The 18,201-nt window shown below is 52.4% G+C and carries 13 protein-coding genes and 1 pseudogene; 2 read left to right on the forward strand and 12 right to left on the reverse strand.

What is annotated here, in order from left to right; genetic code table 11:
- Window positions 1-72 precede the first annotated feature (72 nt).
- Both cysC and AB4O22_RS18240 read right to left on the reverse strand, forming a co-directional pair.
- The gene (cysC, locus tag AB4O22_RS18235) at window positions 73-663 is read right to left on the reverse strand and encodes an adenylyl-sulfate kinase (RefSeq protein ID WP_223472931.1); all 591 of its coding nucleotides are present in this window, start codon (window positions 661-663) and stop codon (window positions 73-75) included.
- A complete protein-coding gene (locus tag AB4O22_RS18240) occupies window positions 660-1,862 on the reverse strand; it encodes a sulfotransferase family 2 domain-containing protein (protein WP_223472930.1) in 1,203 nt (400 codons plus the stop codon). The genes cysC and AB4O22_RS18240 overlap by 4 nt, the downstream gene beginning before the upstream one ends.
- Window positions 1,863-2,557: 695 nt before the next feature.
- On the opposite strand from AB4O22_RS18240, the gene AB4O22_RS18245 reads away from it, so the two are divergent.
- Together AB4O22_RS18245 and AB4O22_RS18250 are read left to right on the forward strand one after the other, a co-directional pair.
- Window positions 2,558-4,045 (forward strand): hypothetical protein, encoded by a 1,488-nt coding sequence (locus AB4O22_RS18245; protein ID WP_460096903.1) that lies wholly within the window; start codon window positions 2,558-2,560, stop codon window positions 4,043-4,045.
- Between the two features lie 279 nt (window positions 4,046-4,324).
- A pseudogene (locus tag AB4O22_RS18250) lies at window positions 4,325-4,585 on the forward strand (transposase domain-containing protein); the annotation flags it as partial.
- Window positions 4,586-4,610: 25 nt separating this feature from the next.
- Here the strand turns inward: AB4O22_RS18250 and AB4O22_RS18255 are convergent.
- From AB4O22_RS18255 to rpsA, 10 genes are all read right to left on the reverse strand, one after another.
- Window positions 4,611-7,814: a glycosyltransferase gene (locus AB4O22_RS18255; protein WP_460096904.1), complete on the reverse strand. Its 3,204-nt coding sequence runs from the start codon at window positions 7,812-7,814 to the stop codon at window positions 4,611-4,613.
- Entirely contained in the window at window positions 7,814-9,382 is a 1,569-nt protein-coding gene (locus AB4O22_RS18260) for a class I SAM-dependent methyltransferase (RefSeq protein ID WP_223472927.1), read from the reverse strand. The genes AB4O22_RS18255 and AB4O22_RS18260 overlap by 1 nt, the downstream gene beginning before the upstream one ends.
- The gene (locus AB4O22_RS18265; RefSeq protein WP_431482033.1) at window positions 9,379-10,596 is read right to left on the reverse strand and encodes an ABC transporter ATP-binding protein; all 1,218 of its coding nucleotides are present in this window, start codon (window positions 10,594-10,596) and stop codon (window positions 9,379-9,381) included. Before AB4O22_RS18265 ends, AB4O22_RS18260 begins: the two co-directional genes overlap by 4 nt.
- A complete protein-coding gene (locus AB4O22_RS18270; protein ID WP_223472925.1) occupies window positions 10,593-11,387 on the reverse strand; it encodes an ABC transporter permease in 795 nt (264 codons plus the stop codon). The genes AB4O22_RS18265 and AB4O22_RS18270 overlap by 4 nt, the downstream gene beginning before the upstream one ends.
- 147 nt (window positions 11,388-11,534) lie before the next feature.
- Entirely contained in the window at window positions 11,535-12,896 is a 1,362-nt protein-coding gene (locus AB4O22_RS18275; protein ID WP_431482031.1) for a phosphohexomutase domain-containing protein, read from the reverse strand.
- A gap of 126 nt (window positions 12,897-13,022) precedes the next feature.
- Window positions 13,023-14,465, reverse strand: a complete 1,443-nt coding sequence (locus AB4O22_RS18280; RefSeq protein WP_223472924.1) for a mannose-1-phosphate guanylyltransferase/mannose-6-phosphate isomerase — start codon at window positions 14,463-14,465, stop codon at window positions 13,023-13,025.
- A 721-nt stretch (window positions 14,466-15,186) separates the two neighbouring features.
- Window positions 15,187-15,426 (reverse strand): lipopolysaccharide assembly protein LapA domain-containing protein, encoded by a 240-nt coding sequence (locus AB4O22_RS18285; RefSeq protein WP_223472923.1) that lies wholly within the window; start codon window positions 15,424-15,426, stop codon window positions 15,187-15,189.
- Between the two features lie 24 nt (window positions 15,427-15,450).
- A complete protein-coding gene (gene ihfB, locus AB4O22_RS18290) occupies window positions 15,451-15,747 on the reverse strand; it encodes an integration host factor subunit beta (RefSeq protein ID WP_003218804.1) in 297 nt (98 codons plus the stop codon).
- 137 nt (window positions 15,748-15,884) lie between these two features.
- Window positions 15,885-16,163 (reverse strand): hypothetical protein, encoded by a 279-nt coding sequence (locus AB4O22_RS18295; RefSeq protein WP_460096906.1) that lies wholly within the window; start codon window positions 16,161-16,163, stop codon window positions 15,885-15,887.
- Between the two features lie 226 nt (window positions 16,164-16,389).
- Complete coding sequence (rpsA, locus tag AB4O22_RS18300; protein WP_058543229.1) at window positions 16,390-18,081, reverse strand: 30S ribosomal protein S1; 1,692 nt, start codon at window positions 18,079-18,081, stop codon at window positions 16,390-16,392.
- Window positions 18,082-18,201 lie beyond the last annotated feature (120 nt).

Below are 18,201 nucleotides of genomic sequence, written 5' to 3' on the forward strand. Positions count from 1 at the left end.
CCGCCTTTTTCCCGCGTCCATTACGCCCTCCTGAAAATAGATCAGAGGGTGCTTGGCAAGCTAGCGAACGCACTAGCCCTCCAGGTATCGTATGACTGTGTTCGCGTTGTCTTCAACAGAAAGCCTAGAGTTGTCGACAATTAAAGCCGGCGTCAACGGTGGCTCATAGGGAGAGGATATCCCTGTGAAGTTTTCTAAAGAGTCACAGCGCGCTTTCCGATAAAGTCCTTTGGGGTCTCTTTCTTCACAGACACTGAGAGGAGTACTTACATAAACCTCATGAAAGCAACCGGAGCCAATTATCTCGGCCGCTAAAGTACGATCCTCAATCATCGGAGAAATTATCGCCACGATGACTATCAGACCAGCGTCATTCATGAGTCTTGCAACCTCAGCTATTCTTCTTATATTCTCCGATCTTCCGAGCAGACTAAATCCTAAGTCTTTATTAAGACGGTGCCTAACGTTATCACCATCAAGGACAAAACAATTTTTACCTTGGGCTGCTAGTTTTTTTTCTAATGCACAAGCTAAGGATGATTTTCCGGAGCCACTAAGCCCGGTGAGCCAAATGGTAATGGCCTGCTGCCCTAACTGGAGTTCCCGGTCTTCACGGGTCAAGGCTCCGTAATGCCAAGTGAGGTCATCCCCGCTTGTTTTCATTTTACAAGAACCTCACTATCAGAAAAAATCGCACTCTGCGGCTCATCAAACCATGCCACACCTTCCTGTACAAAAGTCATTCGCAAAATCAATAACCCTGACACTTCAGGAGCGATGACTTCTACATTAAGTTTCAGGTTTCCCTCTGAAAGCAAAGTCGGCTCGATTTTGGTTCTAACCCCATCAAAGATAACGAGCTCATCTGTGACCGGATTTATCCAGTGGTAGCAAATATTGATTGGATAGCGACCATTACTCTGAATGCGATATTTCGAATTATTGGTTACCTCGACTTGAACCTCAAAGGTAGCTCCCTGCTCAATAGCATCTGGTAAGGATATTGTATTGATTTTCAGGGTTTTCCTTTCCTCCGGAGACAGTTGAGTAATACAAGCCTGGTCCGCGTGCTTCGGGCTAGTGACATACTCATTTATGAGTAGTGAATTAACCAATTCGTCATACCTTGAATCAAAGGTCTTCACCGCCCAATCGTAAAGCTCCTGATCCAATGAGGTTATTTCTCTTATGGCATGAATTGTATCACTTGATATCTCATCATCCATCGGTCGATTTTCCGACACATTCAATTTTTCACGGGAAAATTGAGGATAAACATCTAAAACATGTGACAATAAATGCAATGAGTGATTCATTCGTTCCGTGATACCAAAGAACATGAACCGTTCAAGCCGGGATTTAGCCAAATCCAGCAACTCTCGATCTTTGTTACGCGCAGCATAACTCTTGATAACAGCCTGACCATAACCAACAGGATCTTTAGACAGTTTTTCAAAATCTAAATCTGCAGCAAGAAATATAGTTTGGGCATTCACCATATCCCACTGAGTTTCTTTATCCGCAACAAAGTCAAATAATGACCAATTTTCTTTCACAACACGATCATGACGATAAGCATTTACGTCACGCTTGACATGTGAGTACCATGAAATCGTACGCTGCACAGGATCTCGCAACATCGTTATATAGTTTAAATCCCGCCCCACATAACTATTTAAGCCAAACCATAGATGCCCCCGAAAAAAATCATATTTTGAAATGGAATCACCATCCAACTTAAAAAGTTCGGGAAGCAATTGGGCAGGACATATCCGAGAACGATCAAATTGCGCATCCAAAAATGAAGTCAACGATGTGCCGGCTGTCTTTGGAATATGAAGATAATAAAGTGGTTTGTTCATTGTTTACCAAATCTAAAATTGAATTAAAATCAAACGCTCGACCAATCAAAACCCTGTAAAAAAATGAAATAACCTAGCACGCATCACAGACACTGTCAAACTCTTGTAAATTTCGAATTTTATGTTTTTTACCCTTAATATTGTATTAGCCTTCCTTGGTGTACTACCGGTAGAGGAAACTGCGCTTGGCACGGCAAAACATTTTCAAGTTGATGGAGATGCACGCTGGGTTCATCGGAAATGCGGGATACTGCAGACTACATCGCAGAAGACGAAGGCCGATCTGACTGAGTCCACCCGTCGCGCCATTGATATAGAGACAAAAAGCAACTGGCAGCCCATTGCCAGCAAGGGGAGACTCATATGCTACGGGTAAACCAGTGTCCTCTCGGCCAAATCCTTCAATCACCAGCTCCCCCCTCTATTTGACCAAGGCAGTATAGGACGACTCGAAGACCAGACCGGCTATCCTGGCGCGGTCTACACTTTCCTCAGTTCCCGCTCCTCAGTCCCCCGATCGAGCATCGGCCCGTGCGAGCAAATCGGATTGCACGATGGCGGCAGGGCACGTTAATGGAAACCTCGACTCGTACGTACGACACTTCGACGAATTCCGATTGCCAGGCGCAGCTAGTTTGAAGTACCTAGCTAGTCTAGTATGTCTCACCACCCCATACCAGCGAGCCAAATAAGCAATGCGCACAACGCATGGAAGTTTAAAAAAAATAGCTTTCGGATCACTCTTTGCTGTTCTGATAGCCATCATTCTTTTGCCGTATTCAAAAAACGGCTTCTGGGCTGACGATGCCTTGAACAGTCAGACATGGGGATTGATCAATCGCTTCGATTCCAGCGTCATTGAATTTTCAAGCAGCGTTATCCGATCGTGGCTTGTTGAATACGGAAGAATTCTTTTACCTTGGCCTGTGATCTACAGCTTCTTCTACATATTTAAGAGCGAGCTTGCTGTCAGATTGGCGGACATGGCGATGTTCATTGCGCATGTAAGCCTCACCATCCTATTACTACGTAGAATTGGTATATCTTGGCGAACAATCGGTTTTTTTATTTTGTCTTTATTGGCTTTACTGCAAATACGTGACTCGGCGGATCCATTGGCCGCATTCGCCGGTTTTAGCCAAGGCGTTGGAATCCTCCTCACGTCATCCCTCTTGACGCTTCACAAGTGGCACAAAACCAAATCCGCAGCATGGCTAGTCGCATCTTCGTTAATAGCCGCTCTATCAATGACGTTCTATGAAATTAATTCCGTCTACGTTCCGATTGCAATCGTGACGATACTTACCTCTAACCATTCAAGAAAAATTCGCGATACCGCCATAATTGTCGTGCCATTTATCATATTCATCACCGCAAATCTCTATGTAAAGCAAATAGCACTGACCCCTTATGCAGGCGCTGAAGTTGGAAATTTAAGTGCTGTACCGGCGACATTCCTTAAACAGCTATTCGCGACGCTTCCAGGGAGTTTTTACTTATCCGCAGGAAAAAACGAATTCCCTCCGAGCGAACTTTTCAGTGCAGCTTCCACAAGTCAACTCGCATGGGCAGTTATGATCCTGTGGTCAGCTATAGCAATCATTGTACTTAGGCGTGAACCTACAAAACAGCCCGTGATGCTCCTGCCTATTTTCGCAGCAGGCATGCTTCTACTTGTGCCTCCAGTGCTGATCTCTATCTCAGCCAAGTATCAATTAGGCTTGACTTGGGGCTATGCACACATTCCGGTCTACTACCAATGCTTCGGACTTGCGTTTCTTCTTGCAGCCGCTGTAGATCAGTTCTCGCGGGGCGCAATTGCAAAATGGGCGATAGCCTGTGTTCCATTGGTTGGTCTTGGAATTGCACTGAACTGGACGATGAACATGCACCAGTCAGCAGCGTGGGACTCTGTGTTAAGGGAACCACGTGACTCCTTGGTATCCGCCATGCAGAGCGGTATCTTCGATGGGGTCCGCGACGGCGATGTAGTACGGATAGATGGTCAGCCGATTCATATAAACGGCAACCTGATATACCAAACAATCGAAAAGAATTTTTCTATTCCCAACGAGGCTGCAATTTCAGGTTGGTTCGAGTCACCGCCCAGGGCTGATGCCAAGGCTTATCGTTTAGTACGGGACCCGGCGGTCAACAATCAGTGGAAAGTAGTTCCACAATAGCGCCGGGAGTTTGAATACTGTTCAGCCCGCACTGCGCGGGTCTCTAATTATGAAATAAGAAAACAGTCCCATTCATTATTCAGCCTCGCTCAATTCCGACACGCAGGACCGAGTTGTATATTGCTACTGTGCTTTCAAGACTTTGATCTGTGGCGCAACAGCCCATATCAGGTTTCGACACCTCGATTTGTCGTCTGATTCTATAGTTCACGGCATGATTTCCATGCGCGGCAGTCGATCCAGAGCCCCCCCTCAATTGGCTCTTTTTGATGCGTGACCGTGAGCGGGCGCAAGAACTGGCTGTTCAGCGCCCCCGAAGGCGCGCCGGCCAGCGCTCAACTTTACAGTTTGGTCGAGACGGCTAAAGCCAAACACCAAGAGTCCTATGCGTGGCCGCGCCACGCACTTGAACGGTTGCCGCAAGCTGTAGCAGTAGAAGACTTCGAAGCCTGGCTGCCGTCGCACTGTACGCCGCAAAATACCAAGATGGCTTCACGCCCCACCTTTAAAAGGTGGAGTTCATGGATCGCATACACTTGATTAGCTCGTCGAGCTTAAAAAATTATCACGCGTATTGCGCAGTCGTCTTGTTTATTACTGGCTGAGGAGATTGGGGGGCGAGTAAAGCGCGTTTGAATTGCTCAGCACTCTGTTTCCAGGTTAGCCATGGCATGTTAACTGACTCAATGGTTGAGCCTTCACGATAATCCTCCAACCACTGAGTAATTGCGTCGGCCAAGCTCTTCGCACTGTCACCCTCGAAGAACGCCGCATACTCGCCGGCGACCTCTCGAAACACCGGCAGGGCACGCGCCAGGATCGGCAGCTTATGCTGCGCAGCTTCAATCAGCGGCAATCCGAAGCCTTCACCTTGCGAAGCGGCCAGCAAGCAGGACGCCGCCGCATAGACTTTTTCCAGGTACTCATCGCTGACACCTTCAAGCCAAAACAGACGCTTGTTTAATTGCGGATGGTTGCGCAAGCGCGCGCACAACGCATCAACCATCCAGCCTTGTTTGCCCACAATAACCAAATTGACCTGCTCACCTTGGGCCCATAGCAGATCGAAGGCTGCAAGAGTTTGGGTATGCCCTTTGCGCGGCTCAATCGTGCCCACCGACAAGAAACTCGGTACGCTACGCAGGCATTCAAGCACCTCATTGGCGCCTTGTACCAAACCGTTGGACGGCATCGATGCGGCCAAATCAGCACCTAGATGGAACCAACTCGTCTGCAAGGGAGAGGGAGACAAACGGGGTGCGCCATGGACGGCAACCCAGCGCTGCAGGTCAGCAGCCACCGAGGCAGAGATACATAGCGCTGCATCGGCCTTGGAAACCTCGTATAGCCAATCGGCATGACCTTCCTTGGTGCCCGCAGGAAAGTGCTCCTCGAACTGGATCGGGATCAGGTCATAGACTACGAAAGAAGTCTTCACCCCACGCTCGCGCAAACGGGAGAATACCCCGCGCTTGCCTGCCTCGACAATAAAGGAGCCAGAGAAGTCCAAGCCCAGGAATTGCTCGCCAGGTTGCATATCTACTGGCTCATCAAGTAACCATCCGGTCGGGCAGCCCATCAACGAAAGCATGAAATTGCGCGCATAACGCCAATGCCAATCGCCCCCGCTATCGCTCAGAAAAACCGGTTCAAACAGATAATCAGCGGGCGGCGATTCAATCAGCGCCAGCAGCAATGCCCTGACCACACGCTGAATACCGGTGCGTAAATCAACCCGTATCATGGCAGAGACGTCAACATATATGCGGCGCAAGCCAACGGCCGGCGGCTGGTTGAGTGCAATGGCTTTGGACATCGCAACGATATCCACGCTCTCGCTATAATCAGTGACCACATGCCCCACCGCCGACGTGAACGTCTGATAACGGCTGTAATCAAGATAATGGGCTTCAATACTTTCGAAATAGCGCTGGGCACAAAATGCGGGCGCATGGGCGCTTCGCACATATGTGGCGGCTAGATCGCCCAGACCAGCACGAGCCGCAGGCTCGCTGCGGAGCCATTCCAAGGCTTGAGTCAGTTGCACGTCGCTGAAATCATCTTCCAGCTTGATCAACACGTCATCCGGCAGATCAGCCATGGCACCATTGGCATTGATGATCGTGGCCAGACCGTAATTGAGACAATCGAGCACTGCCGCTGAGGTCTCGCCGCGCGACAGTTCACGCAACTGCACACCCACGTCTGCAGCGGCTAGATACTGCTCATAGGTCAACGCGTCGGTCCAACCAACAATGCTGACGCTAGAAGGCTGTTGGCGTTCCTTGATTAGCCGCTCGATGTCTTCGCCATAGTTTGACGCCTCGTTCTGACCGACGAAGAACAACTTGCAGTTGGAGTCCTGGCGGAGCAACGGGGAGTTTTCCCACGCGGCCAACAATCGATGATTAAGCTTGGTCTTGCCCATAAAGCCAAAGCTACACACAACGAAATCGTCACTGCTCAAGCCCAGGGCTGCACGGGCGCGCTCGCGGTCCTGGTTCATCGCAGGCACACGCAGAAGTGGGATCGCCGAACAGCGAGCCCTTTCACCATACCATTGACGCGCCAACGACTCGGAGTAATTCGAATGCACGATCACTCCTAGTGCCTGATTAATCACCCCCAGGCTGCCCGGGTACTTGGACAACGTGCTATGCACCCCGTCCCGATGAAAGTCATCCACCGCCTTGTAGCCATGTCCCTGATACAGCTCTTTAATCCAGGCATCGGGTTTTATCCCATGGACCTGGCAATACCACTGAACATCGCTCAGATAGAAGTCGTGCAAGACGACGACTCCAGCAATCTCGTCAAGTAACTCAAACATAAAGGCATGCATCGGACTATTACCGAAGTGGTAAATAACCCGCTGGTAGCGCGAGGCGTTTTGGCGGAACCACTCCACCGAGCGCACCTGACAGTTAGCCAGGATCCAAGGATCATTGACCTGGGGGTGATCGGTCACCACATCGATGTCGTAATAGCGGCTTAACTCGGGCAACAACTCTGCGCTGTACCCGGCGATGCCGCTTTTTTGGGGTGGCAGTGGCGACACATAAGCCAACTTCCGTCGCAAACCACTGGTGCTGACATTCCCCTGTCGCATGGTCCCTCGCGCCAACAACGCTAAGACAGCCCCAACGTCCTCCTGCAATGACTCTTCTTCGAAACCGGTCGCGGGGTTCGCCGATAGAGCATTAACCTGAACAGCAGGCACCCCCAGCGCCTGGCTGACATATTGAGGATCCAGCGGCGGTATGACCATCACCAGCTCTGCACGACGGATTTGCTGGATCTGCTGCGCCCGATACAAGCCCCGTGGCGTCACCTCGCCAGCATGGGACTTACCCAAAGACTCCAACACGACGACACTGCGCATGGACTGCTCCAATACGCCGATAGTCAAAATCAACTCATTGTCAGCGCTATCAAACACATCGGATAGCAACACCAAATCGGGCTTGAGATTGGCCAGAAACGCCTCACGGATCAACTCAGCGGCTTTCGCCCGTCCTTCGTTATCCGGATCAAGCCGATTCACCGGGCCAGGTGCCGACCACACATGGATATTTTCGGACGGCAAAACTCCATGAAACTGCGCGCGAATCGCTTCGATGGTCCCATCAAACAGCCCACTTAGGGCCAGGATGACCTCATGTTCGCCTGACTGTAGGGCTAACGCGCGTGCCAATCTGGTGATGTAGCACGAGGAGTCGAGCCGGGTGAGACGGGCTTGAGCGCCCTGCATATCAATAACAATACGCATCAGCGCAGATCCTTCTGTTCGGTAGTTTTTTTCAGATCGTAATACACTTGGCGAGCACCCGCCGACAGGCCCTCCAGGTGCTGCGGTACTTCACTGTTCGTCGTTTCATGGCGAGAAACGGATGCGCTGACCATTAGCCCACGCTTGAGGGCGAAGCGCTTGAGGGCTTCATGCAAACGGGGATAACGATTCAGGCTGGCATTGAGTCGCCGACGCAAAGCCGGGCGCCCGAGGGTATGGCGCAGCCCTGCGACCACGATTCGACGCGCCCCGCTTTTCAGCAAACGGGCAAAGCTACTGCCCAACCAGCGCACGGACCTTGTGCACCGGCGCAAAGGCGCAGTAAGGCGCCAGGAAGTGCTCCTCATCAACGCTTGCACGCGGCTGTTATCGGCGCAACTTTGTAGCCAAAATTCGTGAGTCCGGGCCAACGCCTCATCACGCTGCTGACGGGTCTGCTGCAACTCCGCTTCCAATTGGACAATCTGGCGCTGTAACTTGGCTTCCAGCTCAGCGCTCCGGCGCGGCAACTTGGCTTCAAGTTCGACACTCTGACGCTGCAACTCGGCTACCTGCTCGACATTCTGGTGCTGCGACACGGCTTCCAGTTCGACACCCTGGCGCTGCAACTCGGCTGACAGCTCGACACTCTGGCGCTGCAACTCGGCTGACAGTTCGACACTCTGGCGCTGCAACTCGGCTGACAGCTCGACCCTCTGTCGCTGCAACTCGGTTGACATGCCGGCAACCTCATGCTGTATTTCCTTTAGGTGCTGTATTTGCTGCAAAGAGCTGTCTTCAAGCGCTGCCCGGAAGCGCCGCTCCAGGTGTTGTTCATAACGCTCTGCCAAGGTTTCCAGACTCAAACCGTAAGTACGGTCAAAGTAAGGATCGAAAACCGCCAACTGTTCGACTCCCGCCGTCTTCTGCGCAATGATCGCGTAATCCGGGCTGACCCCGTCCAACACTTCCATCAAGGTAAGTTGCGGCACGTCATGCAACGCAGCCGACTCTTGCAGACGGACCAACTTGGAGCGCGAAAATCCCGTGTACTCGGTCAAAAAGCTGAGTAACAAATGTGGTATGGGTTTTTCGTGGGTCGGGTCGAGGTAGAAAGAATTAGTGCCAACCAATAGGTTTTCCGGGTTCGGCGTCTCCATAATCAACAGACCCGCCGGTTTGAGCACCCGTAGCGCCTCACTGACCAACTGCTGCAAACTGGTGAACGGTATGTGCTCAACCAAATGGAACGCCGACACCACCACTTGACTCTCATCGCCCAGCGCGGCCAGCGCCTCCAGCGCGTCGCCGTACTCGGCAGGCAAGCCGAGCGCCTGACATGCCTGCAGCATGCCCTCGTCGACGTCAACACCACGAGGTAAAAAGCCTTGCGACTGGATCAACTCCAGCCATTCGCCACGGCCACAACCCAAATCAAGCGCCAGGCACTGCGGGTACAATGCTTTGAGCGGGTTGATAAAAGGCAGATAGACCTCTTGACGTTTCCTGATCAAGTCGCGACTACCGCGATGGATATCTTCAAACGCCCGGTAAAAATTCTTACTCATTTGCTGTTTTCCACTGTTGGCGGCAACCAGGCAAGCCCAACAAATTCCGTTTTGGAGACATTCACCACATTGAACACCAGTGCCAGATCCTGCCACTCGAAGTTACAGGCAATATGATTCTGGGTGGTGTGCAGCGCAACCGCCACTGAATACGAGCCCACTCCCAAGTTAGCCTCAAAGTCGAAGCGGTACTGCATTGTCTGCCCCGCCGCCAGACTCTCCAGTTTGCAGCCCAAGTGATGCGTATTGGTGCCAAAGACCGTCTGGCCCAAACGGTCCTTGAGCGCGTAACCGGTAACCAACTCGGGGATATCGCTGTTGATCTGCACATCAATTTTCAAGCTGACACTTTCGCCAACTTGTACGTATTCGATCGGCTCTCCCACGCTATTGTGCAGGCTAACCGAACGTATGCTTGCCTCGCCCGAGCCAGAGCGAGTTTGCACACTGCCATCTTCGCGCTGGATGACTGTAACCGTGGCGTTTTCCTTGGCCGCGATAATAGCGTTGTAGTAATCCATCACCTCTTCCGGCGCGCCATCCTTGATCACGGTACCGTGTTCGAGCAGGATCGCCCGGTCACATAACGCCTGGATCGAGCCTCGGTCGTGGGACACGATCAACAACGTCGTGCCCAGACGCTGAAACTCGCGAATACGCTCAAAGCTCTTGTGCTGGAAATAACTGTCACCCACCGACAAGGCTTCATCGACGATCAGGATGTCTGGACGAAACGCTGTCGCCACGGCAAACGCCACGCGCATCTGCATACCGCTTGAATAAGTACGCACGGCTTGGTCGAAGTATTCGCCAATCTCGGCAAAAGCCTCGATCTCTGGCATGGCCTGGTGGATCTGCTCAGCGCCAAAGCCCATCAAACCGGCGGCGTGGTACACATTCTGGCGACCGGTCAAATCAGGGGTAAAACCCATGCCTAACTCGAGAATGGCAGCGATGCGGCCATTAACCTGAACGCTGCCCTCCGTGGGTTGCAGGGTTCCGGTAATCATCTTCAACAGCGTAGATTTTCCCGCACCGTTTTGGCCAACGATACCGATGGCTTCTCCCGGCCTGATGGAAAAGTTGATGTGCTTGAGCACCCAATGCTCTTCACTGGGTTTGGTGGGCAGCCCAAACCAACGGCCAATGCGCTGAAGTTCAGAGGCGTAGACGCGATAAGCCTTGCCCAGGTTGTTTACGGTCAGCAGGCTCATAACACGTCCACCATTTCCGGCGCGGCCCGGCGGAACATAAAAAGCCCCAACAGCATCAAGCCCAAGGCAATAACAGTGGTCACTGCAATTTGCTGGATATCGGGGGTTTTGGCGTATACCAAAATGTCATGATAAGCGCTGACGATCGGGAACATGGGGTTCATGTCCATGTAGCTTCTGAAGTTTTCAGGAATAATATTGACCGGGTAAACCACCGGGGTGAACCAGAACCAGACTTGCAGCAGGATGGGCACCACTTGACCTACGTCCCGAATGAAAACGTTCAGAACGCCGAGAATCAAGCCTATGCCAACTGCCAGAGCAGTGACTGCAAGCGTCAACGGGATGAGCCATAGCATTTCAAGGTGCGGCCATTGACCCAACAGAGCAAAAACCGCCAACAGCGCAACAAACAGCAACACATAATTGAGCAGGCTCGATCCCACGACAATTACCGGCAAGGTAATACGCGGAAAGCGCATCTTTTTCATGAGGTTGCCTTGGTCGATAAACAAGGTCAAACAGCGACCGATGATCTCCGAAAATAGGCTCCATGCCAGCATGCCCGCCATCAAGTAGAGGGCGTACGCATACTTGTTGTCGATCCCGGGAAGCTTTGCTGCCAGCACGTTGGAGAGCACCAGAGCATAAATGGCGACTTGGGCCAGAGGGTTGATAATCATCCACAGACCGCCTAAACGGCTACGAGCAAAACGGGCAGAAAATTCATTATGAATGGATGAAAAAACGAACCCACGGTAATCCCAAAGGCTTTTGAACAACTCCAACATTCCTGACTCCTGGTAAAAGTAAAGCCAAGTTGCTTCACTCGTGGCGATCCTGAATCACGGGATTTACAGCTAAGGCTCAAGGCCTCCGGCAAACGATACGGTTGCGCTCCCAGAGATGAGAATCCAGATCAAATCTACTTAAACTACTTATCCCTGGATCAAACCAGCAATTTCCGCCACATAGCGCACAACAAGTTTTTCATCCGCACGACTCTCCACATTCAACCGTAGCAATGGCTCCGTGTTGGATCCTCGCAGGCTGAAGCGCCAATCGCCAAACTCAAGGCTGATCCCGTCGGTTTCATCAACAAGCGGATTGCTCGGCCGGAAGTGTTCGAGCACCTTTCTTAAGGTCTCATTCACATCCGTCACGCGATAGTTAATCTCCCCACTACACGGAAACGCTTCGATTCGCTTCGCGACTAGCTGCGCAAGCGTTTCGCCCGTTTCGGAAATCAATGCTGCCACCAACAACCATGGAATCATCCCGCTATCGCAATACGCAAAATCGCGGAAGTAGTGGTGGGCACTCATCTCCCCGCCATATACCGCGTCTTCCTCGCGCATGCGTTCCTTGATGAACGCATGTCCGGTTTTGCTCTGAACGGCGATACCACCCGCCTGCTCAACCTGCTCGATAGTATTCCAGGTCAGGCGCGGGTCGTGGATGATTTTGCTGCCGGGGTGTTGCTTGAGCAGCATTTCGGCCAGCAAGCCGACAAGGTAGTAACCCTCGATGAACCGACCATCCGCATCAAAGAAGAAGCATCGATCGAAGTCACCGTCCCAGGCCAGGCCCATGTCACACTGATTTGCCAGCAGTGCGTGACGAGTCAGCTCACGGTTTTCAGGTAGCAGCGGGTTCGGAACACCATTCGGAAAGTGGCCATCAGGCACCTCGTTGATAAACACCCACTGCAACGGAAGTCGTGCAGCCAGCGCCTGTAGCACAGGGCCTGCAGCGCCATTACCCGGATCGGCGAGAATCCTGAGAGGCTTTAGGGCGCTGACGTCGACGTAAGTGAGCAAATGGTCGATGTAGGCAGTCTTGTCGAAGGCCTGACGAACCGCGCCTTTTTGTGCCGCAACGGTGCCCAGGTCTCCCTGATCGACGCGTAGGCGAATGGCGTCGAGACCAGTGTCGCCACTGATAGGGCGAGACTCGGCCTTGACGAGTTTCATGCCGTTGTAGCCTTTGGGATTGTGACTGGCGGTTATCATTACACCGCCGTCGACCTTGTAATGGCTGGTGGCAAAATAAACTTCCTCGGTGCCACACAGCCCGATGTCGATCACATCGGCGCCCGCCTCGGTAATACCGCGCATCAGGGCTGTCGCCAGGGGCGGGCTTTCGAGTCTCATGTCCTGGCCGACCACAAAGGTTTTTCCCTGCAACTCAGCCACAAGTGCACGACCTATGCGATAGGCGATGTCTTCGTTGAGTTGAGCTGGAACCTGACCACGAATGTCATAGGCTTTGAAGCATTGCGTCACGATAGGAGGATACATACTACTCGCTAGCTGAAATGTCCGATGCCGCCCAGAGGCGGCACCGGCAAGAATGGACCGCCAGGGCCTAATGCCGCTGGCGCGCGGCCCTCACAAGGCGCAGGGCTCGCATCGGGCTCAATGTCGTTACTTATCGACGCGACCGTAATTATCCTCGAAACGAACAATATCGTCCTCACCAAGATAATCACCGCTTTGCACCTCAATGAGCACTAGGTCTATGACACCCGGGTTCATCAAGCGGTGCTGATGGCCAGCACGAATGAAGGTGGACTCATTGGTGTTCAGCATCAATTCTTCTTGGTCATTGATGACCAGAGCCATCCCGCTGACGACGATCCAATGTTCACTTCTGTGGTGATGCATTTGCAGGGATAGAGAAGCCTTGGGCTTCACAACGATGCGCTTGATCTTGAAGCGTTCGCCATTTTCCAGCGTGGTATAAGTCCCCCATGGGCGATGGACTGTGCGGTGCAACAGATGGACAGTGTGGTGGCACGCCTTCAGTTGATTGACGATATGCTTTACGTCTTGGGCGTGGTCTTTATGGGCAATCATTACCGCGTCCGGCGTGTCAATTACCAGCAGGTTTTCAACACCAACCAACGCAGTCAGCCGATCTTCGCTGTTGACGTAATTGTTTCGAGAACCGTGGGACAACACTTCGCCTTCAAAACGGTTGCCGTTTTCATCAGGCTCGGTCAACTCACTCACGGCATTCCAAGAACCGATGTCACTCCAACCGATATCGCAAGGAATGGTCGCTACGTTCGAGGACCGCTCCATCAGTGCATAGTCAATGGAAATGTCAGGAACATCGGCAAAGGTTTCAGCGTCCAGCGCCAGGCAGCGGTAATTTTTAGACGAGGTGAGGCGTGACGCCTCGATCGTCTTGCTGACGGCCGCCATGACGTCCGGAGCATGCTGACGGAGTTCTTCGAGCACGGAACCCACGCGGAAGCAAAACATTCCGGAGTTCCAGTAGTAATTGCCTGCGCTGACATAGCTTTGTGCGGTTTCCAGATCGGGCTTTTCTACGAAGCGTGCAACCTTCAAGCCCCCCGTCAACGGCGCATTTTTTTGTGCTTCGATATAACCAAAACCTGTTTCAGGATAGGTCGGCTGGATACCAAAGGTCACCAGCCAGCCCTCGGCGGCCAGAGCCATTGCGTGGTCTACGACCGCACCAAAGGCTTTTTCATCTTTAATTAAATGATCTGCAGCCAGCACCAGCATCTGGGCATCAGGGCCATGGGTGGCTTCCAGGTGGAGCGCAGCCGCAGCGACGGCTGCGGCGGTATTTCGGCCGAATGGTTCCAGGATGAAACCTTGGGCATGCTTGAGGGTATTGACTGCGCCGTATTCATCTTCAGTTTTGAACAGGAGCTCACGGTTGGTCACCGTTAGAACTTCAACAACACCTTTGAGTCGCGACGCACGGAGAAAGGTTTTTTGGATCAGATTCTGACCATCCGGCAGATCCATGAATGGCTTTGGATGGGCTTCACGAGAGACAGGCCACAACCGGCTGCCCACTCCACCAGACAAAATTACGGGAATCAGTTCCATACTCTAATCCTTAATACCCTTTCTGGTAGATGCATTCAGAAAGCGGGCGCAGTTATGTTTCCAATCATTTTCTGCATCACCATCGATGCACATGTTGCGTGATTAGCTTCACGCCCCAACCGATCCGCCCTATCGCGTCATCGTATTTCGGCCTATCCGGTCATCGGAGGACCTCAGCAAGGAGGTAGCGCGGAAAAGAACAATGATGGGAAAACCAGCTTCAATGGTTCTAAACGGGCTAAATTTTCTATCGGTCATTTTACATGCAGTGCCGGAAATTAATACTCATGCGCCAAATAGATATAGAAAATCGCTGGGAAAACATAAAGATATGCCATCAAAATAGCATCACCCCTCTACAACACCTACCTTCGGAGACCAGGCTTGAGCTGAGCGTTTTGAGGAGCAAATCCATCCGCTGTCAATAGGCAATCTGGTCGAGGCACGCCCATCATCGAACCTTCGCGCTTCTCGATGGCATGTATGAAAAGGTCATCTAAAACGCAAAAAAACTCAAGATCAGACACGTGATAGCTAAAAAGAGTCGCACCGCAAGCCTATTGCTGGCAGAACACAGGCGCTCCCTACACTGACCATAGGAAATATTGGTAGCAAGAGTCTTTGCCACGTAATGAGGCGTGTGCCGCCCCGTCCAAGCCAGGAAGTTCGGCGCAGCTCAGCTTGATACAGCACTGACTGGAGCAGGTACTCGCAACAGAGATCAGAGAAGACGCTTTCGCGATGCCCGCGACATACGCCCCAACAGCCAACCCAGTAACGGACCGATCAACATTCCTATCAGCAGCGCCGCAACAGTGATGACCGATACAGGCAACTGTGGTCCCGTCAACCCCAGGAACAACAAGGCAACCGGCTGCTGGTTTTCCAGGACAAAGGCTAGAACAATCAAAATCACCAGCAGTACAAACACCGCGAGCAGGACGCGCTTGAGATTACGCATGAATCATTCCTTGTGTGGTGCCCGTCAAACCCCCTCCTCCTCATCTTCATTCACGCGATCGCGAAGTTCTTTCCCCGGCTTGAAATGCGGGACGAATTTCCCGTCGAGGCTGACGGACTGACCCGTTTTGGGATTGCGCCCAACCCGCGGGGCGCGGTAATGCAGGGAAAAGCTGCCGAAACCACGGATTTCAATACGATCACCCGTAGCCAAACACTGGGACATTTGTTCAAGCATGGTCTTGATGGCCAGCTCCACATCCTTGGATGAGAGTAGCCCTTGATGGGTGACAATTCGTTCGATCAACTCCGACTTCGTCATATTTTTCCCTTCTTTTTCAAGCAGCTAGGAAAATCGCTTGAAAAGGTTTTAGCATGACCGGAGGGATTTGAACAGCCCAAGTATTGACATTCTTCTTGACTCCCCCAATAGCCTCTTTCCGCGCAAGCAGGGAGGTACTACCGACAGATGACCAGCATCGTACGAGTCAGATAGCCAGCCGGATTGAAACCAAAGGGGTACTGATCTTCATCCTTCGCGTCGTCGGATCGGGTAATCACCTTGTAGCCAGCCCCCTTGCACTCTCTTGCAGCTCTCTTGTGGCACTTCTCCCAGCCGGACCCCAACCCCGAGCAGTCGACCTCGATACCACTGACACCACGCACTGCGTGGGTCTTGGCGTTCGTAGAGCAAGCTGCCAGCACCAAGACACTCAACACCAGAAAGAGCTTGTTCATTCAGTTCCTTTAGACGGAGGTCCGGATCGATCACTTATACAAGTCGGAGCCACGCCCTGAATAGATTATTGATCCGCTTCATAAAAGAGACAGCTGGGTTGATGGGTTGGTTTCGCGGCGCCCCGAATGAATACGGTCATCGGCAGCGACTCGCAGAGAACTTTGAAATTTCGCAGGCACAAAAAAGGGCGACCGAAGTCGCCCTTTTTCTATGGTCTGACAGAACTCAGTTCTGTTTTTCCATTTGTGCACGCAGCAGGTCGCCCAGAGTGGTAGGACCAGCAGCAATGTCAGCGGCTGGCTTGTCGCGCAGGCTCTGGATTGCTTCTTTCTCTTCAGCATCGTCTTTCGACTTGATGGAGAGCTGGATTACGCGGCTCTTGCGGTCAACGCTGATGATCTTGGCTTCTACTTCTTCGCCTTCTTTCAGAACGTTGCGCGCGTCTTCAACGCGGTCACGGCTGATTTCGGAGGCTTTCAGAGTCGCTTCGATATCGTCGGCCAGAGTGATGATGGCGCCTTTGGCGTCAACTTCTTTCACGATGCCCTTAACGATTGCGCCTTTGTCGTTCTCTTGAACGTACTCGGAGAACGGATCGCTTTCCAGTTGCTTGATACCCAGGGAGATGCGCTCGCGCTCTGGGTCAACCGACAGGATAACGGTGTCCAGCTCGTCGCCCTTCTTGAAACGACGTACGGCTTCTTCGCCCACTTCGTTCCAGGAGATGTCGGACAGGTGAACCAGGCCGTCGATGCCGCCGTCCAGACCAATGAAGATACCGAAATCGGTGATCGACTTGATGGTGCCGGAGATTTTATCGCCCTTGTTGAACTGGCCAGAGAAGTCTTCCCATGGGTTGGACTTGCACTGCTTGATGCCGAGGGAGATACGACGACGCTCTTCGTCGATGTCCAGAACCATGACTTCCACTTCGTCGCCGACTTGTACGACTTTCGAAGGGTGGATGTTCTTGTTGGTCCAGTCCATTTCGGAAACGTGTACCAGGCCTTCAACGCCCTCTTCCAGCTCAGCGAAGCAGCCGTAGTCGGTGAGGTTGGTAACACGAGCGGTGACGCGAGTGCTTTCTGGGTAACGGGCTTTGATAGCGACCCATGGATCTTCACCCAGTTGCTTGAGGCCCAGGGAAACACGATTGCGCTCGCGATCGTACTTCAGAACCTTGACATCGATCTCGTCGCCAACGTTGACGATTTCCGAAGGATGCTTGATACGCTTCCAGGCCATGTCGGTGATGTGCAGCAGGCCATCGACGCCACCCAGATCGACGAATGCGCCGTAATCGGTGAGGTTCTTGACGATGCCCTTGACCTGCTGGCCTTCCTGCAGCGATTCCAGCAGAGCTTCACGCTCGGCGGAGTTCTCGGCTTCCAGGACACTGCGACGGGAAACGACAACGTTGTTGCGCTTCTGGTCCAGCTTGATGACCTTGAATTCCAGCTCTTTGCCTTCCAGGTGCGTGGTATCGCGCACTGGACGGACGTCAACCAGGGAACCTGGCAGGAACGCACGGATGCCGTTAACGTCGACAGTGAAGCCGCCTTTAACCTTACCGTTGATAACGCCCTTGACCACTTCCTCAGCTGCGAAAGCCGCTTCCAGAACGATCCAGCATTCAGCGCGCTTGGCTTTTTCACGGGACAGCTTGGTTTCACCAAAGCCATCTTCAACCGAGTCCAGCGCAACGTGAACTTCGTCACCGACGTTGATGTTCAGTTCGCCAGCGTCGTTGTAGAACTGCTCAAGCGGGATGAGTGCTTCAGACTTCAGACCAGCGTGAACGGTTACCCAGCGAGCTTGGTAATCGATATCAACGATAACACCGGTGATGATGGAGCCTGCCTGAAGGTTCAGGGTTTTCAGGCTTTCTTCAAAGAGTTCCGCAAAGCTTTCGCTCATTTTAATTCCTGTTGATTAGGGCGAAGAATACGCCCGCCTCCACACCCCAGACGGTGTGGGTTAGTTTCATATAAAGGAAGCACCACAGGACTATGACTGGTCCCCTGCAGGGCTTCCGGG

This window comes from Pseudomonas sp. S3_B11, assembly GCF_054667715.1.

What these genes read in the sequence shown, in the direction of transcription:
- rpsA (WP_058543229.1), bottom strand. Translation starts at nt 18,081, where the DNA reads ATGAGCGAAAGCTTTGCGGAACTCTTTGAAGAAAGCCTGAAAACCCTG.
- AB4O22_RS18285 (WP_223472923.1), bottom strand. Translation starts at nt 15,426, where the DNA reads ATGCGTAATCTCAAGCGCGTCCTGCTCGCGGTGTTTGTACTGCTGGTG.
- AB4O22_RS18280 (WP_223472924.1), bottom strand. Translation starts at nt 14,465, where the DNA reads ATGGAACTGATTCCCGTAATTTTGTCTGGTGGAGTGGGCAGCCGGTTG.
- AB4O22_RS18245 (WP_460096903.1), top strand. Translation starts at nt 2,558, where the DNA reads ATGCGCACAACGCATGGAAGTTTAAAAAAAATAGCTTTCGGATCACTC.
- AB4O22_RS18295 (WP_460096906.1), bottom strand. Translation starts at nt 16,163, where the DNA reads ATGAACAAGCTCTTTCTGGTGTTGAGTGTCTTGGTGCTGGCAGCTTGC.
- AB4O22_RS18255 (WP_460096904.1), bottom strand. Translation starts at nt 7,814, where the DNA reads ATGCGTATTGTTATTGATATGCAGGGCGCTCAAGCCCGTCTCACCCGG.
- AB4O22_RS18270 (WP_223472925.1), bottom strand. Translation starts at nt 11,387, where the DNA reads ATGTTGGAGTTGTTCAAAAGCCTTTGGGATTACCGTGGGTTCGTTTTT.
- ihfB (WP_003218804.1), bottom strand. Translation starts at nt 15,747, where the DNA reads ATGACGAAGTCGGAGTTGATCGAACGAATTGTCACCCATCAAGGGCTA.
- AB4O22_RS18265 (WP_431482033.1), bottom strand. Translation starts at nt 10,596, where the DNA reads ATGAGCCTGCTGACCGTAAACAACCTGGGCAAGGCTTATCGCGTCTAC.
- cysC (WP_223472931.1), bottom strand. Translation starts at nt 663, where the DNA reads ATGAAAACAAGCGGGGATGACCTCACTTGGCATTACGGAGCCTTGACC.
- AB4O22_RS18260 (WP_223472927.1), bottom strand. Translation starts at nt 9,382, where the DNA reads ATGAGTAAGAATTTTTACCGGGCGTTTGAAGATATCCATCGCGGTAGT.
- AB4O22_RS18240 (WP_223472930.1), bottom strand. Translation starts at nt 1,862, where the DNA reads ATGAACAAACCACTTTATTATCTTCATATTCCAAAGACAGCCGGCACA.
- AB4O22_RS18275 (WP_431482031.1), bottom strand. Translation starts at nt 12,896, where the DNA reads ATGTATCCTCCTATCGTGACGCAATGCTTCAAAGCCTATGACATTCGT.